The organism is Amycolatopsis sacchari, from assembly GCF_900114035.1.
Taxonomy (GTDB): Bacteria; Actinomycetota; Actinomycetes; order Mycobacteriales; family Pseudonocardiaceae; genus Amycolatopsis_E; species Amycolatopsis_E sacchari.
Window position 1 is genome coordinate 350,648 of the sequence record NZ_FORP01000004.1, and the last position, 17,752, is coordinate 368,399.

At 72.1% G+C, this 17,752-nt stretch carries 19 protein-coding genes; 7 read left to right on the forward strand and 12 right to left on the reverse strand.

The window, feature by feature from the left end; translation table 11 throughout:
• Window positions 1-15: 15 nt before the first annotated feature.
• Entirely contained in the window at window positions 16-954 is a 939-nt protein-coding gene (locus BMZ92_RS38575) for a LysR family transcriptional regulator (RefSeq protein ID WP_091505576.1), read from the reverse strand.
• A gap of 106 nt (window positions 955-1,060) precedes the next feature.
• On the opposite strand from BMZ92_RS38575, the gene BMZ92_RS10260 reads away from it, so the two are divergent.
• The gene (locus BMZ92_RS10260) at window positions 1,061-2,212 is read left to right on the forward strand and encodes a YbfB/YjiJ family MFS transporter (RefSeq protein ID WP_245782984.1); all 1,152 of its coding nucleotides are present in this window, start codon (window positions 1,061-1,063) and stop codon (window positions 2,210-2,212) included.
• A 4-nt stretch (window positions 2,213-2,216) separates the two neighbouring features.
• Here BMZ92_RS10260 and BMZ92_RS10265 read toward each other — a convergent pair whose 3' ends face one another.
• On the reverse strand, window positions 2,217-3,068 hold the full coding sequence (locus tag BMZ92_RS10265; RefSeq protein WP_091505577.1) for a helix-turn-helix domain-containing protein: 852 nt from the start codon (window positions 3,066-3,068) through the stop codon (window positions 2,217-2,219).
• Complete coding sequence (locus tag BMZ92_RS10270; protein ID WP_091505579.1) at window positions 3,049-3,708, reverse strand: TetR/AcrR family transcriptional regulator; 660 nt, start codon at window positions 3,706-3,708, stop codon at window positions 3,049-3,051. The genes BMZ92_RS10265 and BMZ92_RS10270 overlap by 20 nt, the downstream gene beginning before the upstream one ends.
• 87 nt (window positions 3,709-3,795) lie before the next feature.
• Between BMZ92_RS10270 and BMZ92_RS10275 the strand changes: the two genes are divergently transcribed.
• Entirely contained in the window at window positions 3,796-4,764 is a 969-nt protein-coding gene (locus tag BMZ92_RS10275) for a quinone oxidoreductase family protein (protein WP_091505581.1), read from the forward strand.
• Here the strand turns inward: BMZ92_RS10275 and BMZ92_RS10280 are convergent.
• Complete coding sequence (locus tag BMZ92_RS10280; RefSeq protein WP_091505583.1) at window positions 4,754-5,569, reverse strand: alpha/beta fold hydrolase; 816 nt, start codon at window positions 5,567-5,569, stop codon at window positions 4,754-4,756. The two genes, BMZ92_RS10275 and BMZ92_RS10280, sit on opposite strands and share 11 nt — an antisense overlap.
• Before the next feature lie 70 nt (window positions 5,570-5,639).
• Between BMZ92_RS10280 and BMZ92_RS10285 the strand changes: the two genes are divergently transcribed.
• On the forward strand, window positions 5,640-6,602 hold the full coding sequence (locus tag BMZ92_RS10285; protein ID WP_091505584.1) for a helix-turn-helix domain-containing protein: 963 nt from the start codon (window positions 5,640-5,642) through the stop codon (window positions 6,600-6,602).
• Between the two features lie 41 nt (window positions 6,603-6,643).
• Here the strand turns inward: BMZ92_RS10285 and BMZ92_RS10290 are convergent, their stop codons facing one another.
• Window positions 6,644-7,207 (reverse strand): dihydrofolate reductase family protein, encoded by a 564-nt coding sequence (locus BMZ92_RS10290; protein ID WP_091505586.1) that lies wholly within the window; start codon window positions 7,205-7,207, stop codon window positions 6,644-6,646.
• Window positions 7,208-7,393: 186 nt separating this feature from the next.
• On the opposite strand from BMZ92_RS10290, the gene BMZ92_RS10295 reads away from it, so the two are divergent.
• The 4 genes from BMZ92_RS10295 to BMZ92_RS10310 all read left to right on the forward strand — a co-directional run bounded on the left by BMZ92_RS10295 (window position 7,394) and on the right by BMZ92_RS10310 (window position 13,222).
• On the forward strand, window positions 7,394-8,782 hold the full coding sequence (locus tag BMZ92_RS10295) for a DNA-binding protein (protein WP_091505587.1): 1,389 nt from the start codon (window positions 7,394-7,396) through the stop codon (window positions 8,780-8,782).
• Window positions 8,783-8,798: 16 nt separating this feature from the next.
• Entirely contained in the window at window positions 8,799-10,961 is a 2,163-nt protein-coding gene (gene katG / locus BMZ92_RS10300; RefSeq protein ID WP_091505589.1) for a catalase/peroxidase HPI, read from the forward strand.
• Window positions 10,962-11,061: 100 nt separating this feature from the next.
• On the forward strand, window positions 11,062-11,526 hold the full coding sequence (locus BMZ92_RS10305) for an MSMEG_3727 family PQQ-associated protein (RefSeq protein WP_091505590.1): 465 nt from the start codon (window positions 11,062-11,064) through the stop codon (window positions 11,524-11,526).
• 10 nt (window positions 11,527-11,536) lie between these two features.
• Entirely contained in the window at window positions 11,537-13,222 is a 1,686-nt protein-coding gene (locus BMZ92_RS10310; RefSeq protein WP_091505592.1) for a PQQ-dependent dehydrogenase, methanol/ethanol family, read from the forward strand.
• Window positions 13,223-13,261: 39 nt separating this feature from the next.
• On the opposite strand, the gene BMZ92_RS10315 is transcribed toward BMZ92_RS10310, so the two are convergent.
• The 7 genes from BMZ92_RS10315 to pqqA form a co-directional block, all read right to left on the reverse strand.
• Window positions 13,262-13,840 carry a dihydrofolate reductase family protein gene (locus tag BMZ92_RS10315; RefSeq protein WP_091505593.1) on the reverse strand — a complete coding sequence of 193 codons (579 nt, stop codon included), beginning with the start codon at window positions 13,838-13,840 and terminating at the stop codon, window positions 13,262-13,264.
• Between the two features lie 84 nt (window positions 13,841-13,924).
• Window positions 13,925-14,464 (reverse strand): manganese efflux pump MntP, encoded by a 540-nt coding sequence (locus BMZ92_RS10320; protein ID WP_091505595.1) that lies wholly within the window; start codon window positions 14,462-14,464, stop codon window positions 13,925-13,927.
• A 9-nt stretch (window positions 14,465-14,473) separates the two neighbouring features.
• Window positions 14,474-15,544 (reverse strand): pyrroloquinoline quinone biosynthesis protein PqqE, encoded by a 1,071-nt coding sequence (gene pqqE / locus BMZ92_RS10325; RefSeq protein WP_091505596.1) that lies wholly within the window; start codon window positions 15,542-15,544, stop codon window positions 14,474-14,476.
• Window positions 15,537-15,806, reverse strand: a complete 270-nt coding sequence (pqqD, locus tag BMZ92_RS10330) for a pyrroloquinoline quinone biosynthesis peptide chaperone PqqD (protein ID WP_091505598.1) — start codon at window positions 15,804-15,806, stop codon at window positions 15,537-15,539. The genes pqqE and pqqD overlap by 8 nt, the downstream gene beginning before the upstream one ends.
• Before the next feature lie 2 nt (window positions 15,807-15,808).
• Window positions 15,809-16,501 carry a pyrroloquinoline-quinone synthase PqqC gene (gene pqqC / locus BMZ92_RS10335; protein ID WP_091505600.1) on the reverse strand — a complete coding sequence of 231 codons (693 nt, stop codon included), beginning with the start codon at window positions 16,499-16,501 and terminating at the stop codon, window positions 15,809-15,811.
• Window position 16,502: 1 nt separating this feature from the next.
• Entirely contained in the window at window positions 16,503-17,390 is an 888-nt protein-coding gene (pqqB, locus tag BMZ92_RS10340) for a pyrroloquinoline quinone biosynthesis protein PqqB (RefSeq protein WP_091505601.1), read from the reverse strand.
• 16 nt (window positions 17,391-17,406) lie between these two features.
• Window positions 17,407-17,511 (reverse strand): pyrroloquinoline quinone precursor peptide PqqA, encoded by a 105-nt coding sequence (gene pqqA, locus BMZ92_RS10345; protein WP_091505603.1) that lies wholly within the window; start codon window positions 17,509-17,511, stop codon window positions 17,407-17,409.
• Window positions 17,512-17,752 lie beyond the last annotated feature (241 nt).

The following is a 17,752-nucleotide window of genomic DNA, read 5'->3' on the forward strand; positions in this document are numbered from 1 at the left end:
GGTCATCAGCTTTGGTTATGTCTCCAGCGCCGTCCGGTGCGGGTCGTCGGCGGGCAGCCACCAGCCCGGGGGCGCGGTCGTCCACCCGCGGCCGCGGGCGTAGGCCTCCAGCGACTCCACGACGTGCCGCACACCAGGCCTTTCGTCGTCCGCGCGGTGCAGCAGCGACCACGTCCACAGTGGACGGGGCCGGGCGACCGGGCGGTGCCCCAGCCCCGGCGGGACCGCCGCCGTGTGGCGTTTCGGGGAGGCCAGCACGGGCGAGTTGATCCGCCTGACGTGCGCGTAGAACGCCTCCCCCGTCACGCCGCCGTCGTGGATCTCCACGAGCTTCGCCCCCACGTGCGTGGCGAACTCGACGGCGTACCGGTTCCAGGACGACCAAGCCGACTCGTCCGCGTCGGCGAGCACCGTGACGCGTGCCGCGGGGACCGGTTCGTCCGTCGTCACGCCCGGGTAGACCGCGGGCAACGGCTCGGCCCAGATGAGGTGGGCGGAAAGCCCTTTCGCGGCGGCTTCCCGGGCCTCGATCCAGGCCAGCGCGAGGTCGAGCGTCCCCTCGGCGACGCGGTCGGCCTGCGTGTGGGACGGCAGCACCCAGTCGTCCACCCGCAGGGACACCGCCGGGGCGACCAGCGCGCGCAGGCCGTCGGGCAGCCAGCTCACGTACCCCAGCCGCAGCGGGCTCGCCGCCTCGGCCTCCTGCCGCACCCGCTCCCGCGCGCTGTCCGCCAGCGCGAGGATCTGCCGGGCGTCCGCCAGCAGCGCGCGGCCCGCCCCGGTCAGCTGGACACCACGGCGGTCGCGGAGGAACAGCGGCGTGCCGAGGTCCCGCTCCAGCGCGATGATCTGCTGCGACAGCGCGGGCCCGGAGATGTGCAGCCGCCGCGCGGCCCGGCCGTAGTGCAGCTCCTCCGCCACCGCCACGAAGTACCGGAGCTGCCGCAGTTCCATGGGCCGAGCTTAGGTCCGGCCCCCGACCTGCCGTGGGAAGCCGCGCTTACCAGTCCTCACGAGCAGGTCGTGGACGTGGGCGCGCGGGGCGCGTTGGCTGAACTCCGTGGTCGCGACAACGAACGGCAGCGCACTCCGCGCCGACTGGCAGCACGCCGCGCGGGGAGCGTCGGCCCTCGCGGTGGGGATGGGCGTCGGCCGGTTCGCGTACACGCCGATCCTCCCGCTGATGACCGCCCAGGCGGGTCTGACCGCGTCCGCTGGTGCCTCGCTCGCCACGGCGAACTACGTGGGCAACCTGGCGGGTGCGCTCGTCGGGATGCTGGCGCCCCGGCTCGGGCGTTCGGTGGTGCTGCACCGCGCGGCGCTGGTCCTCCTGGTCGCCACGCTCGCCGCGATGCCGTGCGCCACCGGGGTTCCCTGGTGGTTCGCACTGCGCCTGCTCGCCGGGGCCGCGAGCGGCGTGGTGTTCGTCTTCGCCGCCAACTCGGTGCTGGGCCACCTGCGGGACCACCTGCCGGGCTGGGGGTTCAGCGGCGTCGGCGCCGGGATCGCCCTGTCCGGCGCCGTGGTGCTCGTGCTCCGCGCCGCCGGGAACTGGCGTTCCGCCTGGATCGTGATGGCTGTCCTCGGGTTGGTGCTCGCCGCCGCGGCGTGGCGCCTGCCGCCGCCTCCTGAGCCCGGCGGGGTGGTCGCGGCAGAACGGCCACGCACGCACCGGTGGTTCTCCGCCCTGTTCGTGAGCTACTCGCTGGAGGGCGTCGGCTACATCATCGCGGGCACGTTCCTCGTCGCGGCGATCGGGCAGGGCTCGCCAGGCTCGCTCGGGGCGGCGGCGTGGGTGCTGGTGGGCCTGGCCGCGGTACCGTCCTCGATCGGCTGGGCGTGGCTGGGCAGGCGCTGGACACGGCCCGGCCTGCTGCTGGCCGCACTGCTCGTGCAGGCGGTGGGCATCGCGCTGCCCGCGTTGTCCGGCGGTGTGGTCGCCGCGCTGGTCGCGGCCGTGTTGTTCGGCGCGACCTTCCTCGGGGTCAGCACGGTCGCCCTCGGCACGGGCACCCACCTGCGGTTCCCGCGCGCGGTCGCGCTGCTGACGGCCGGGTACTCGGCGGGGCAGATCCTCGGCCCGCTCGTCGTGGCACCGCTGCTGCACCACGGTTACCGGCCGGCCCTCGTGCTGGGTGCGCTGATCGTGTTCGCGTCCGCCGTCGCCGCGGCACTGCTGCGGATCGGCTTCCCCCACGAAGGTCCACAGTAGACAGTCAGCGCCCGCCGGTCATCGCCCAGCTGGCGAGGAGGTTCAGCGCCCGCCGCGATTCCGATCCGGGCTGGGTGGTGTAGACGTACAGCGTCGTGTCCGGATCTCCTGGCAGCGTGAGGGTTTCGTACTCCACGGTGAGCTCGCCGACCAGCGGGTGCCGCAGCCGTTTCGAGCCGTGCGTGCGCTGGTGGACCCGGTGCTGCTCCCACCACTCGTCGAACTGGGGACTGCTCTCGCGCAGCTCCGCGACGAGGGCGGCCGTCGCGGCGTCCCCCGGGTCGCGGCCGACCTCGAACCGGAGGCTTTCCACCGCGGCCCTGGCCTGGTCCTGCCAGTCCACGAACAGCGACCGGGCGTCCTCGTCGAGGAACATCCAGCGCGCGTAGTTGCGCCGCGTCGCCGGCATGCTGTCGAAGTCGGTGAACAACGCCTTCGCCATCCGGTTGGCGGCCAGCACGTCCGTCCGCCGCCCCAGGACCAGCGCGGGCTCGCCGTCGAGGGAGTCGAGGAGCTGGTACAACCCGGGCCGCACGCGCTGGACCGCGCGGGACCGCCGCGACGCGGGCGCGGCCGTGAGCCCGATCAGGTCCTCCAGGTGCGCCCGGCCCGCCGCGTCGAGCTCCAGCGCCCGCGCGATCGCCTGCACCACGGCGGGCGACGGCGTGATGCGCCGCCCCTGCTCCAGGCGCGCGTAGTAGTCGGGCGACACCCCCGCCAGCATCGCGACCTCCTCACGCCGCAGCCCCGGCACGCGGCGCACCCGCCCGTCCTGCGGCAGGCCCGCGCGGGAGGGGTCCACCTGGCTGCGCGCCCGCCGCAGGAAGTCCGCCAGTTCACGGTTGTTCTCGGCCACGGACCCGATTGTCCCCGACGCCCACCGTTCGTGCCTGGACCTGCGAGTCCTGGGTTGGACCGGGTTCCCCGAGAATCGCCTCGGCCAGTACGTGCAGCGCCGCCTTCAGCCGGGTGGTTTCGCCGCGCTCCAGGAGTTCGAGGATCGGCGCGGAGTGCAGCCCCGCGAGCACCAGGTCGGCCAGCAGCGGGGCGTCGAGGTCCGGGCGTTGCGCCGCGATGAGCGAGCTGACGTGCTTGTGCCACACCGGGTACACCGGGTGGTCCTCACTGCCGGAGGTCGGTGGGACGGCCTGCCCGAGCGCGGCGAGCAGCCCCTTGTTGCGGCCCACGACGTCGACGACCGCCGAGAGGAACGCCAGCAGCCGCTCCCGGGGCGGGGCACCGGGGCCCAGCGGCGGCGGCCCGCTCTCCACGGCCTCCGTCAGCTCCAGCGCACGTTCCCGCATCAACGCGACCATCAGGCCCATCCGGCTGCCGAACCGGTGGAACACCGTCCCCTTGCCCACCCCCGCCGCGGCGGCGACCTGCTCGATCGTCACCTCGTTCGGGCGGTGCCTGCTCAGCAGCTCCTCGGTGGCGTTCAGGATCGCGCGCCGGTTGCGCACAGCGTCGGCCCGCTCGCGGCGCTCCGGACTCACCCGTTCCTCCTCAGTGCCCGTAGACAACTGGACCGTCGGTCCAGTACGTTTAACTGGACCGCGAATCCAGTTAACGAGGAGACTACCGTGCGACGCGTCCGGTACCACAGCTACGGCGGCCCTGAAGTGCTGCGGATCGAGGAGGCGGAGGTGCCGGAGCCGGGCACCGGCGAGCTCCGCCTCCGCACCGAGGTGATCGGGGCCAACTTCATCGACAGCCGGTTCCGGCAGGGCCTGGGCGCGCAGTACGGGCGCCCGATGCCCGCGGCACTGACCGGCGACGTCGTCGGCACGGTCGAGGCGGTCGGCCCCGGGGTCGACACGGGGCTGCTGGGTCAGCGGGTCGCGGTACTCAGCGAAGACGCCTTCGCGGACCACGTCATCGCCGACGCGCAGTGGGCCGCGCCCGTGCCGGACGGCCTCGACGACGGCGCGGCGAGCATGCTGCCGCTGGCCACGCCGGTCGCGCTCGGCACGTTGCGCGCGGGCCGGTTCACCGCGGGCGAGACGGTGCTCGTGCACGCGGCCGCGGGCGGGATCGGCCACCTGGCGGTGCAGCTCGCGAAGCTCCTCGGCGCGGGCAAGGTGATCGCGACCGCCGGTTCGCCCGCGAAGCTGGAGTTCGCCAGGGCGCACGGAGCCGACGTCGCGATCGACTACACCCAGGGCGACTGGGCCGACCAGGTGCGGGCGGCGGCACCGGACGGTGTCGACGTGGTGCTGGATTCGATCGGCGGTGACACGACGACGCTGAGCGTGGACCTGCTCGCCCCGTACGGCAGGTTGGTGGCGTACGGCCTCGCTTCCGGCACGCCGGGCGAAGTCTCCGCACGGGCGCTCTACGCGCTGCGCACCGTCACCGGCTTCTCGCTGACCGCCTGGCGCGCGGCTCGCCCGGAGGAGGTCACGGCCGCCGTCGCCAAGGCCACCGGGTACTTCCTTGACGGCAGCCTGCGCGCGACCGTCCACACGCGACTGAACCTGACCGAGGTCGCCAAGGCGCACCAGCTGTTCGACGAGCGCGCGCAGCTCGGCCGCGTCCTCCTCACCCCGTGAAGAACTCCGCGAGGGCGTCGGCGATCCGGCCGGGGGCGTTCTCGGTCGGGATGTGATCGGCCTCCGGGATGCGGATGAGCGTGGTGTTCGGCATCTCCGCCGCGAACCGTTCCGCGTACACCACCGATTCGAAGGCGTCGTCCTCGCCCCAGATCAGCAGCTTGGGGGTGGTGGACCGCCGCAGCGCCGGCACGAGATCGAGGGTGTAGCGGTGGTCCGCCGCCCCGGCCAGCGCCAGCCAGGACCGGCGGACCCGCGGCTCGGTCCACGGCTCCACGTACTCCTCGACCAGCTGCTCGGTGGCGGCACCGGCGAGCGCCGCCGTCACGGCCTCGCGGCGGGCGGCGACCAGGCCGTCGGCGGCGCCCGGGTCCCGGAACCGGGCCACGTGGGGCGCGGGCCACGAGTCGTAGGTGACGGAGTTGACCAGGGCGAGCCGGGACACCTCCAGCCCGCCGCGCACGAGCAAGTGCTGCGCGATGGCGCCCCCGATGTCGTGCGCCCCCACGGCGACCGGTCCCGCGATGTCCATTGTGGACACGAATCGCGTGACCCAGTCGGCGAGGGCGGGGACCGTGGCCGTTTCCGGCGTCAGCTCGCCGCCCGAGCGGCCCAGCCCGGGCAGGTCGACCGCGACGGGCCGCAACCCCGCCTCCGCGAGGTGCTCCAGCACCGGCAGCCACACCCGGCTCCAATACGTCCCGTGCAGCAGCAACACCGGCGGGCCGTCCCGCCCGGCCGTCAGGTAACTGGCCTTTTCCCCGTCGACCGCCACCGTCCCGCGCACCACGTCCGTCGTTCCCATGGCACCACTGTGACCGCTGCACAGTTCGCGGCCCAGTGTCTACAAAGACACCTGTGGGTAGAATCCTGCCATGCGCCGTCATCGGGTGGTGGCCCTGCTCAACCCGCCGCAGTCACCGTTCGAGCTCGCCTGCGCCGCCGAGGTCTTCGGCAGCACGCGGGAGGACGTGCCCGACTGCTACGACTTCCGGGTCTGCGCCGAGCACCCCGGCCCGCTGCGGACCACCGCCGGCTACCCGATCGTCGTCGACGCGGGGCTGGCGGCACTGCGCAGAGCGGACACCGTGATCATCCCCGGCTGGCAGCCACCCGGCGCGCCGGCTTCGCCGAAGGTCGTCAACGCGCTGCGCGCCGCGCACCGGCGGGGAGCGCGGATCGCCGCCATCTGCACGGGGGCGTTCGTGCTCGCGCAGACCGGGCTGCTCGACGGACGGCGCGCCACCACCCATTGGCGTCAGACCGGCGAACTGGCCGCCGCCTTCCCCCGGGTGCGGGTCGATCCGGACGTGCTCTACGTGGACCACGGCGACGTGGCGACGAGCGCGGGCACCGGCGCCGGCATCGACCTGTGCCTGCACCTCGTCCGCCGCGACCACGGCGCGGCCCACGCCGCCCTGGTCGCCAGGAACATGGTGCTGCCGCCGCACCGGGAGGGCAGCCAGCTCCAGTACGCCGGGCCGCCCCCGCCCGCCAGGCCCGACGAGTCGCTGGCGCCCCTGCTGGACTGGGCGACGGCCCGGCTCGGCACGCCGCTCACGGTCGGCACGCTCGCCGCGCACGCCGGGCTGTCGAGCCGGACCCTCGCCAGGCGGTTCAGCGCGCAGCTCGGCGTCAGCCCGGGCGAATGGCTGCTGGGCAAGCGCGTCGACGCGGCGCGGGTGCTGCTGGAACAGACCGATCTCCCGGTCGAGGCCATCGCCACGCGGGTCGGCCTCGCGTCGGCGGTCAACCTGCGCCGGCACTTCCACGCCCGGCTCGGGACCACGCCCGGGGCCTACCGGCGCACCTTCGGCGAGCACGCGCACGCGTCGTGAGAGGACCTCGGCCTGGAGTTCGCGCTACCGGGACGTCGCGCTCACCGCTTCGTCTCGTACCTGGTCAGCACCACCCCGCCGGGAAACGTCCGCGTCTCCACCAGGTTCAGCTCCACCCAGCTGTCCACGGCGGTGAAGAACGGCGTGCCGCCACCCACCAGCACCGGGTGGGTCACGATCTCGTACTCGTCGACCAGCCCGGCCCGCATCGCCGCGCCCGCGAGCGACGCGCCACCGACCCGCATTGGCTCGCCGTCCCCAGCTTTGAGCCGGGTGATCTCGTCGACCGCGTCGCCGGTGTGCACACGGGTGTTCCAGCCGACCTCGCCGACCGTGGAAGAGAACACCACCTTCGGCGTCTCTCGCCAGTTGCGCGCGAACTCGGCCTGCGCCGGGGTGACGCCCGGTTGCTGATCGCCGGTCGGCCAGTAGGAACTCATGGTCTCCCACAGCCTGCGCCCGTACAGGAACAGACCGATCGCCCGCTCCTGGTCGAGCCACCACTGGAACAGCTCGTCGCTCGGCTCGCTCCAGCCGAGGTCGTCGCCCGGCGCGGTGATGTAGCCGTCCAGGGACAGGTTCATGCCGTACACCAGTTTCCGCATGGCGCCCCGCCTTCCCGCCGGTCCCGGGAGTCTAGATCGACACCGCGGAAAGCGCTTACTACCCGCGGCCGATTGCTGCCCGGCACTCCCAGCCTCTAGATTCGGGGGTCCGGGGTGGTGCAGGCACGTCCAGTGGTCACCGGCGCGCCCGTCCGGCGGCGGTGACAGACCAAAGGCGGTCTCCGCATGAGCGGTGGGCAACGACTCGACCCGGCGTCCGGGAGCCCGGGCACCGTGTACACGGCGTGGGAGCGTTTCGTCGACGGTGAGGACGACGTCCGCGGCGTGCGGCCCGAGGTGGCGATCTCCTGGCACCGCTGCCGGGAGCACTACCGCGTGGACCCGTACATCACCGAGGCGCCGGTGGCCGTCGTGGAGGTGGACCACACGCCCGAGCACGACGTGGTCTTCGCCGAGCTGGGGTTCCGCGCCGCGTCCGTGGCGCACGAGGTGAGCAACGCCGGCGGCATCGTGACCGTCACCGACGCCACGGGCCGCATCGTCGGCGAATGGGGTGACAAGGCCACCCGCGCGATCGCCGCCGACTGCAACCTCGCGCCCTGGTACTGCTGGTCCGAGAGCGCGGCGGGTACCAACGGCATGGGCACCGCGCTCGAAGCACACGCCCCCGTCCTGATCCGCGGCCCCGAGCACTGGTGCCGCGCCTTCCACGACTGGACGTGCGCGGGCGTCGCGGTGCGCCACGCCGTCACGAGGGAACCCATCGCGGTGCTCAACATCTCCCGCTACCGCGGCGAGCTCCCCACCGCCGTGGGCGCGTGGCTCGCCAACGCCGCCACCAAGACCCAGTGCACCCTGCGGCGCCGCGCCAGGGACGGCGGCACCGAACTCGTCGCCGCCTACCACCAGGCCAGGGCGGGTTCCGCGGTGCCGCTCGCGGCGGTGGACACCGCGGGCAAGGTGGTCATCGCCGACGACACGACGAGCGCGCTGCTCGGCGTCCCCGCCGCGACCCCGGCGATCGACCCCACCGTGCGCTGGAACCCGCGGCTGCCGGAGCTGATCGGCGCCGCCCGCTACGCCAGCAGGCAGGCCGCCCGCAACCCCGCCTGGACCGGGTCCACGCGGTTGTTCACGCACCTCGCCGACGAGCCCACCCCGATCACCATCCGGCCGGTGTTCCTGTCCGGCGACCTCGTCGGGAACCTGGTGTGGTTCGGGATCTCCGACGGGGAGCAGTTCCCCGGCGCGGAGGGCGCCCCGCACCCGCGGGCGCAGCCACGCCGGGTCGTCGCGACGCGCGACAACCGGATGGTGCTGCTGTCGCTGTCGGAGGTGTGCTTCGCCGAATCCGATGGCAACGACGTGTGGCTGTCGACCGACCAGGGCCCGCTGCGCGCCGCCCACCAGGGCCTCGACAAGCTCGACGGCGAGCTGGCCGACGCGGGTTTCCTGCGCGTGCACCGCCGTTACCTGGTCAACCTCAGCCGCATCCGCGAGGTCGAGCGCAGGCTCAAGGGCGAGCTGTTCCTGATCATGGACGACCGCACGAACAAGATGGTCCCGGTGTCCCGGCGCAACGCACCCGCCCTGCGCCGCGCGCTGGACATCTGAAGAGCGGGAGGTCCTCGTGCCCGAGAACCCCGACACCGCACTCGGCGGGACCTACGACCAGACCCTGCGCGCCCGCCGCGAGGCCAGGCGCACCCTCGACCTGAAAGTCCTGCGGCGCCACGGGATCGACCCGCTCGGCGCGGATTTCGACTACGCCGCCCGCTTCCTTTCCCTCGACCTCGACGCGCTGGCGGCGGACGTCGACGCGGTGCTCACGACCTCCCAGGACTGGTGGCCCGCCGACTTCGGGCACTACGGCCCGCTCGTACTGCGGATGACGTGGCACGCGGCCGGGACGTACCGCGTCGACGATGGACGTGGCGGCATCAGCGCGAGCCTGCAACGCTTCGCACCGCTCAACAGCTGGCCGGACAACCGCAACCTCGACAAGGCCCGCCGGTTGCTGTGGCCGGTGAAGCAGAAGTACGGAACCAGCATCTCCTGGGCAGATCTGATGGTCTTCGCGGGCAACCGAGCGCTCGAAACCATGGGGTTCCGCACGTTCGGCTTCGCCGGCGGCCGGGAGGAGGTCTGGGAACCCGACGAAACCGTGTACTGGGGCCCGGAACGCACGTGGCTCGCCGACGAGCGCCACACCGGGGTCCGCGACCTGGAGCAGCCGCTCGCCGCCACCGAAATGGGCCTCATCTACGTCGATCCGCAGGGGCCGGGCACCGTGCCCGACCCGCTCGCCGCCGCACGCGACATCCGCGAGACGTTCCGGCGCATGGCGATGAACGACGAAGAGACCGTCGCGCTCATCGCGGGCGGGCACTCGTTCGGCAAGAGCCACGGCGCGGCCGATCCGGCTCGGCACCTCGGTCCGGAGCCGGAGGCCGCCGCGGTCGAGGAGCAGGGGCTGGGCTGGCGCAACAACTACGGCACCGGCAAGGGCGCGGACACCATCACCAGCGGCCTCGAAGGAACCTGGACGCCGACGCCGACCCAGTGGGACGACAGTTTCCTGCGCACGCTGCTCGGCCACGAGTGGGACGTCGCGCTCAGCCCGGCCGGTCTGTGGCAGTGGGTGCCCAGCGGCGGCGCGGGCGCCGGCACCGTGCCGGACGCGCACGATCCGGCGAAGACCCACACCCCCACGATGCTGACGACGGACATCGCGCTGCAGGCCGATCCGGTCTACGAGCCGATCGCCCGGCGGTTCCTGGCGGAGCCGGACGCGTTCGCGGACGCCTTCGCGCGGGCCTGGTTCAAACTGACCCACATCGACCTCGGCCCGGTCCACCGCTATCTCGGGCCGCTGGTGCCGCGCGAGCCGCTCCTCTGGCAGGACCCGGTGCCCGCCGTCGACCACGAACTCGTCGGCCCGGCGGAAATCGCGGAACTGAAACAACGCATCCTCGCTTCGGGGCTACCGGTTTCCCAGCTCGTCTCGACGGCGTGGGCGTCAGCTTCGACTTTCCGTGACAGCGATAAGCGCGGTGGCGCCAACGGGGCGCGGATCCGCCTCGATCCCCAACGGCATTGGGCGGTCAACGATCCCGGCACGCTGGCGGTCGTGCTGCGGACACTGGCCGAGATCCAGAAAGCGTTTTCCGGAAAGGTCTCCCTCGCCGACCTGATCGTGCTCGCCGGATGCGCGGGGGTCGAACAGGCGGCCAGGAACGCCGGTCACGACGTCGAAGTCCCGTTCACCCCGGGGCGGACGGACGCGTCGCAGGAGCAGACCGACGTAACGTCCTTCGCCGCGCTGGAACCCGTGGCGGACGGGTTCCGCAACTACCGCGGGAAAGGCGTGCACGTGCCGTCGGAGTACCTGCTGGTGGACCGGGCGCACCTGCTCACGCTGAGCGCGCCGGAGATGACGGTGCTCGTCGGCGGGCTCCGCGTGCTGGACGCCAACCAGGGGCAGTCCCCGCTCGGCGTGCTCACCACGACGCCGGGCGCGCTGACGAACGACTTCTTCGTGCACCTGCTCGACACGACGCGCTGGCTGCCGACCGGGCCGGAAACCTTTGCCTCGCACGACGGGCGGTGGACGGCGAGCCGCGTCGACCTCGTGTTCGGCTCGCACCCGGAACTGCGCGCGCTGGCGGAGGTCTACGCGAGCGCCGACGCGCGGGACGAGTTCGTGCGCGATTTCGTGGCCGCGTGGCACAAGGTCATGAACCTGGGCCGGTACGACCTCGCGGCCCGGTCGGCTGCGGGGTACGAACGGTAGACCCCGGCGGACGAACGGCGGCAGGCCCCGCGGGCGGTCCGGCGAACCTAGACTCCTGGCTCGCATCCGTCACCAACCTTGGACGAGGAAGTGAAGTCCGATGACGACCACTTCACGGGATCGAGCCAACCTGCTGCACGACCTCGGGTTGGACGAACAGAACAAGGCGGCGATCGGCCGGATGCTGGGAACCGGGAACATCGGCGAGGCCGTCGAGCAGCCCGACGGCCGGATGACGGCGACGATCCGCATCCAGCCCGACGAAATCGCCTGGGACCCCGCGATCCTGGTCGTGCCGCACGGCGGCGACATCGAGCTCGAAATCATCAACGACGACCGGAACACGCACTGCGCGCTGCTGCCGAGCAACGGGGACCGGAAGTTCCTCTGGCTGGTCAACCACTCCAAGGGCAGGGCGTTCCTGAACCTGGACGGCCCCGGCTGCTACTGGTACAGCTCGCCGACCGGCAACGACGAGGGCCGCGGGATGACCGGCGCGATCGTCGTGCTCGGCGACGTGCCGCCGGAAGCCCGCCTGGACCGACCCGACCAGCCCCGGCCGTAGAGGAGGAGCAATGACCGTCGACTACGTGGACGCCGGCAACGCCATCGACCAGGGCACGCTGAGCGGGAAGAGCGGGACGGCGCCGGCGGTGGCCGCGGGCGTCACCTACGAGCGGCTGCGCGCCGCCCGGTCCGAGCCGCACAACTGGCTGACCTACTACGGCGCCTACAACGGGCAGCGGTACAGCCCGCTGGACCAGATCAACACGGAGAACGTCAGCCGGATCGGGCCCGCCTGGATGTTCCAGGCCGGGGCCAGCGGCATGATCGCGGGCGCGTCCACGTACGCGTTCGAGGCGACGCCGATCGTCGTGGACGGCGTGATGTACGTGTCCGGCTGGGACGGCTGGCTGTGGGCGCTCGACGCGAAGACCGGGCAGGAACTGTGGCGGTACAAGCACGCCGTGCCCTACGACGTGTCGTTGTGCTGCGGGAACGTCAACCGCGGCGTCGCCGTGGCCAAGGGCAAGGTCTTCATGGTCACCGCGAACGCGCACCTGCTCGCGCTCGACGCGACGAACGGCAGGCGCGTGTGGGACCGCACCTACGGCGACGTACGGGCGGGCGAAAGCGCCACGGTCGCGCCGCTGGTGGTCAAGAACCTCGTGATCGTGGGGAGTTCCGGTGGCGAGTTCGGGGTGCGCGGGCACCTGGACGCGTTCGACCTCGACTCCGGCGAGCACGCGTGGCGTTGCTACACCGTGCCGAAACCCGGCGAGCCCGGCTCCGAAACCTGGCCCGCGGACGGCGAAGCGTGGGCGCGCGGCGGCGCGAACCCTTGGCTCACCGGCACTTTCGACCCGGAGACCAACCTGCTGTACGTCGGCACCGGCAACCCGGCCCCCGACTTCGACGGTGCCGTCCGCGAGGGCGACAACCTGTTCACCGACAGCATCATCGCGGTGGACGTCGACGCCGGGCGGATCCGCTGGCACTACCAGTGCACCCCGCACGACGTGTGGGACTACGACAGCATTTCCGAGTGCATCCTGTTCGAGCACGAGGGTCGCAGGCTGCTCGGGCACTTCGACAAGAACGGGTACTTCTTCGTGCTGGACCGCACGAACGGCGAGCTGGTCCAGGTGACACCGTTCGTGGACCGCATCGACTGGGGTGCGATCACGCGCGACGGCAAGGTGACGGCCCGGAAGTACCCGGACAAGGAGGGTGAACCGGTCCACTTCTACCCGGGACCGGCCGGGGCGAAGGAGTGGACGCACGCCGCGTACAGCCCGCGGACCGAGCTGTTCTACGTGCCGGTGCAGGACGTCGGCGCGACCGCGACCCGGCGGCGGCGCGAGTTCAAGGAGAGCATCCCGTACTGGGGCGCGGGGGTGCAGGTCGATGCCCACGACATGACGGGCTCGGTCAGCGCGTTCGACGCGCGTGGCGAGGAGAAGTGGCGCTGGCGCAACGAAGTCCCGATGTGCGCCTCGGTGCTGGCGACGGGCGGGGACCTGGTGTTCGCGGGCGAGCCGTCCGGCGAGTTCAACGCGCTGGACGCCCGTACCGGTGAGCAGCTGTGGCAGTTCCAGTGCGGCAGCGGGCACCACAGCAGCCCGGTGACGTACCAGGTGGACGGCAGGCAGTACATCGCCGTGCCCGTCGGCTGGGGCGGCTGGATCGAGGGGTTCCTGCCCGGCATGCTCGGGGCGGGCCACGGCAGCGCGCTGATCGTGTTCGCACTGCCGGAGTAGGGCCGCGACCGCGGGGAGGGCCCGGCCCTCCCCGCGGTTTCACGTGTGCAGGGTGGGGCGGTAGACGAGTTCCTGGATGTGGCCGTCGAGCGTGTGGTGCTCGACCAGTTCGAGGTCGAAGTCGGCGGCGTCGCGGAAGACCGGGTCCAGCCCGGTCCGGCCGGTGATCACGGGGAAGAGCGTCACCTGGACGCGGTCGACCAGTCCGGCGGCCAGCAGCGCCCGGTTCATCGACAGGCTGCCGTGGGAGCGCAGGGGCACCGGGGACTCCTTCTTCAGGCGCGCCACGACGTCGACGGCGTCACCGCGTTCGACGGTCGCGTCCGGCCAGTCGAGCGGTTCCCGGAGCGTGTTCGACACGACGGTCGTCGGCAGGTTGCGCATCCGCGTGACCCACGGGTCGCGGACGTCGTCCCCCTCGGCGCTCGCCGCGAGCATGCCCGCGAACGCCCGGTACGTGTTGGCGCCGAAGACCATGCGCTGGTCCTCGCGGTACAGGTCGAGGCGGTGCGCCAGCAGCTCGGGGCCCTGCTTGCCCCAGTAGCCGGTCCAATCCCCGGAGGCGGCGCCGAAGCCGTCGAGGCTGCAGAAGACGTCGAAGGTGTAGGTCGCGGTCATGGCGCTCTCCTCGGTCCGTGCGGGTCTGCCGAGGTAGACCCTCGCAGCCGGCAAAAGTCATCGCTTCGCCCCGTGCTCGCCGACTCAGCCGAACACCAGCGGCAGGAGGATCGCGGCGCCGAGCAGGGACAGTCCGCTGAACAGGTCCGGGCGGATGCGGATCGTGCGGGCGGCGACGCGGCCGAGGCACAGGCCCGCGAACGACATGACCACCGTGACGACCCCGAACGTGATCGCGGGCAGCACGAGCGACACGCCCACCAGCCCCAGGCCCGTGCCGGCGATGAGGTTGTCGACGCTCAGCGACAGCGGCATCCCGAACAGCGTCACCCACGGGTGGTCCACCTCGTCCGGCGGGGGCTTCCGCAGCGAGCTGACCAGCAGGTACAGCCCGTACGCGCCCATCGCGCCGAAGCCGACGTACTCCGCCACCGGGTCGATCGCCTCGCCGATCCAGTTCCCGAGGTAGCCGCCCACGAGCGGCGCCAGCGCGTCCCACAGCCCGAACGTCAGCGCGATCTGCACGGCCCGCCGCCAGCCGAACGGGATGGTGCCGATCGCGATCGACGAGCGGAAGTTGTCGATGCTCAACCCGAATGCCAGCACGAGAATCCCGAAATCCATCGTCACCCCTCAGCGGTGTGGTCTGGCGGCCGCCTTCTGCCCCGCCCCGCCCTCGGCCGCCCGCACCGCGTCCGTGACCAGCCGGTGGTCCGGTGACAGGTGGCAGACCGGATCGGTGCGGGACGCGTCGCCGGTGAGCTGGAAGGCCTGGCACCGGCAGCCGCCGAAGTCGACGTCGCGGCGCTCGCAGGCCCGGCACAGGTCCGGCATCCAGCCGGTGCCCCGGAACCGTTGGAACACCGGGGAATCCGCCCAGATCGCAGCCAGCGGCTCGTCGTGCACGCTCGCCCGGGGCAGCCCGAGCGTGTGTGCCGCGAGGCACGGCAGGACGTCACCGTTGGGCGTCACGATCAGCTGGCGCTTGCCCCACCCTCCCATGCAGGGCTTGGGATAGCGGCTGTAGTAGTCGGGCAGGACGTAGAGGATCTCCATCCGGCCCGCCAGGCGCGTGCGGGCCGCGCGCACCTGCTCCTCGGCGCGGTCCAGTTGTGCCCTGCTCGGCAACAGCGCGGCCCGGTTGCGCCAGGCCCAGCCGTAGTACTGGGTGTTCGCCAGCTCGACCCGGTCGGCTTCGAGCCGCTCCGCGCACCGCAGCACCCCGGCGACGCGATCGATGTTCCCCCGGTGCAGCACGACGTTCAGCGTGAGCGGCCAGCCCAGCTCCTTCACGACGCGGGCAGCCTCGACCTTCCGCTCGAACGACGGCGTCCCCGCGATCCGGTCGGACAGCCCGGGTTCGTCGGCCTGGATGCTGATCTGCACGTGGTCCAGACCAGACGCCCGCAGCTGGTCCGCCCGGCGCCGCGACAGCCCCACCGCACTGGTCACCAGGTTCGTGTACAGGCCGAGCCCGTGCGCGTGCGCCACGAGATCGGCGAGATCACGGCGGAGCAGCGGTTCGCCGCCCGAGAAATGGCATTGCAGGACACCGAGTTCGGCGGCCTCGGTCAGCACCCGCAGCCAGTCCCGCGTGCCCAGTTCCTCGCGGTAGGCGGCCAGCTCGACGGGGTTCGAGCAGTACGCGCACGCCAGCGGGCAGCGGTACGTCAGCTCCGCCACCAGACCGAAGGGCCTATCCATCGCCGAACTCCACGAAACGCCGGGCGGCCAGGCTCGCCAGGAACCGCGTCACGTCGTCGCCGTCGACCTTCCGGTAGCGCCCCCGCAGTTCGGCGACGACCTCGGCGGTGGTGCGCGTCCCGTCGCACAGGTCGAGGACGTCCGCGCCCGTTCCGTTCAGCACCACGACGGTTTCCGGTCCCAGCAGCACGTGCCGGTCCCGCGCCGGGTCGAACCGCAGCCGCACGTGGCGGGCGAGCCGGGGTCTTGTGGGCGTGCCCATCGTCAATTCCCGTACGCGCGGTCGATCGCGTCCATCATGGCCCACAGCACGTCGCACTTGAACGACAGCGCCGCCACCGCCTTCGCGCGCTCCTCGGCGGTCCGGCAGTGCGTGGTCACCACCGCGAGCGCGTGTTCGGAGTCGCGGGGCGCCTGCCGCAGCCGCGCCCGGAAGTACGCCAGCCCGTCGCCGTCGATCCACGTGTACCGGCGCTCGAACGCGGTGAGCCGTTGCGCCATCAGGTCCGGCGCGAAGAGTTCGGTCAGCGAGGACGCCACCGCCTCGACCCACGGCCGTGTGCGCGCGAACGTCACGTACGCGTCGACCGCGAACCGCACCCCGGGTACGACGTGCCTGCCGTCCTCGACCTCTTCGCGTGTCAGGCCGACGGCTTCGCCCAGCCGGAGCCAGGCTTCGATGCCGCCTTCGCCCTCCGCCGTGCCGTCGTGGTCGGTGATGCGCCGGAGCCACTGCCGCCGCACGGCGCGGTCGGGGCAGTTGGCGAGGATCGCGGCGTCCTTGCGGGGGATGTTTTCCTGGTAGTAGAAGCGGTTCGCCACCCAGCCCCGGATCTGGTCCTGGCTCAGGCGCCCCTCGTTCATCGCGACGTGGAACGGGTGGGAGTCGTGGTAACGCCGCGCGTGGGAGCGCAGCGCCGCGACGAAGTCGTCCGTCTCCGTCAGCACAGCGGTCATGTCATCGCACCTCGATTTCCAGGCCGTCCTCGGCGACTTCCATCCCGTGCTCCTCGACGAGCCGCCGTTGCGGCGAATCCTCCAGCAGCACGGGATTCGTGTTGTTGAGGTGCACGTAGACCTTCCGCTCGACGGGCAGCGGTGCCAGCTGCCGCAGGCTGTCTTGGATCGGCAGGTGCCCCATCGACCGCGCGGTCTTGTCCGCCAGGCCGAGTTCGGTCAGTTCGCCGTCGCTCCAGCACGTGCCGTCGACGAGCAGGCACACACAGCCGTCGAACTCCGCTCGCACGTCCTCGGTCAGGCGTTGCATGCCCGGCACGTACACCGCACTACGCCGCGTACGGGCATCAGTGAGGCGGTAACCGATCACCCTGCCTTCTCCGATTCCCGTGGCGAAACGCGGGCGTTTGGTCGTGGGCACGTCGAAAGCGCGGTAGGACAACCCGTCGCCCAGCGGTTCCTCGACGCCGGGCACAACAGGTCGCCACTCGACGTCGCAATACCGTTCGAGCGTGCACGGGATCCCGGTCCCCGCGCACAGCACCTGCCACGTGGATTCCGTGGCGTACAAGCGGATCCGCCGTGCTTCGCGCAGCAGCAACAAACCCAGCGTGTGGTCCAGCTCCGCGTCGGTGAGCAGCACCGCGGCGACCGGGCTTTCCCGGCCCTGCCGCGGACGCAGGGCCGGGAAGGACTCGATCTGCGCGCGGATGTCCGGAGACGCGTTGAGCACGTACCACCGGTGGCGGTCCGCGCTCACCGCGAGCGAGGACTGCGTCCGCGGCCGGCACGGGCGCGAACCGTCGCGGGCGGCGCGGCAGCAGGGGCAGTCGCAGTTCCACTGCGGGAACCCGCCGCCCGCCGCGGAACCCAGCACCCGCAACCACATCGCCGCGCCCCGGCCCTCAGTCCTCCGTGCTCCCGAGGTACATCGTCACTTCGGGCGCGACGAGGACCTCCTCGAACTCGGGCGCCTGCCACACCTGGCAGGAAGCGGCACCAGGCTCCACCGCTCCCACCTCCTCTCTGCCGTTGCCGTGGAATCAGCGGGAGCGTAGGAGCGGGCTTGATCCCGTGACAAGGCAGCGCCGACGCCCGCGGCGGGGCGACCGCTCGTTCCCGCTCGGGTACCGCTCGTACCGGGCGGGAACACCGCTCAGGTGGTGATGATCTGGGGGACGGCGACGGCTTTGAGGCCTTCCTGGCCGAATTCGAGGCCGTAACCGGAGCCTTTCACCCCGCCGAAGGGCA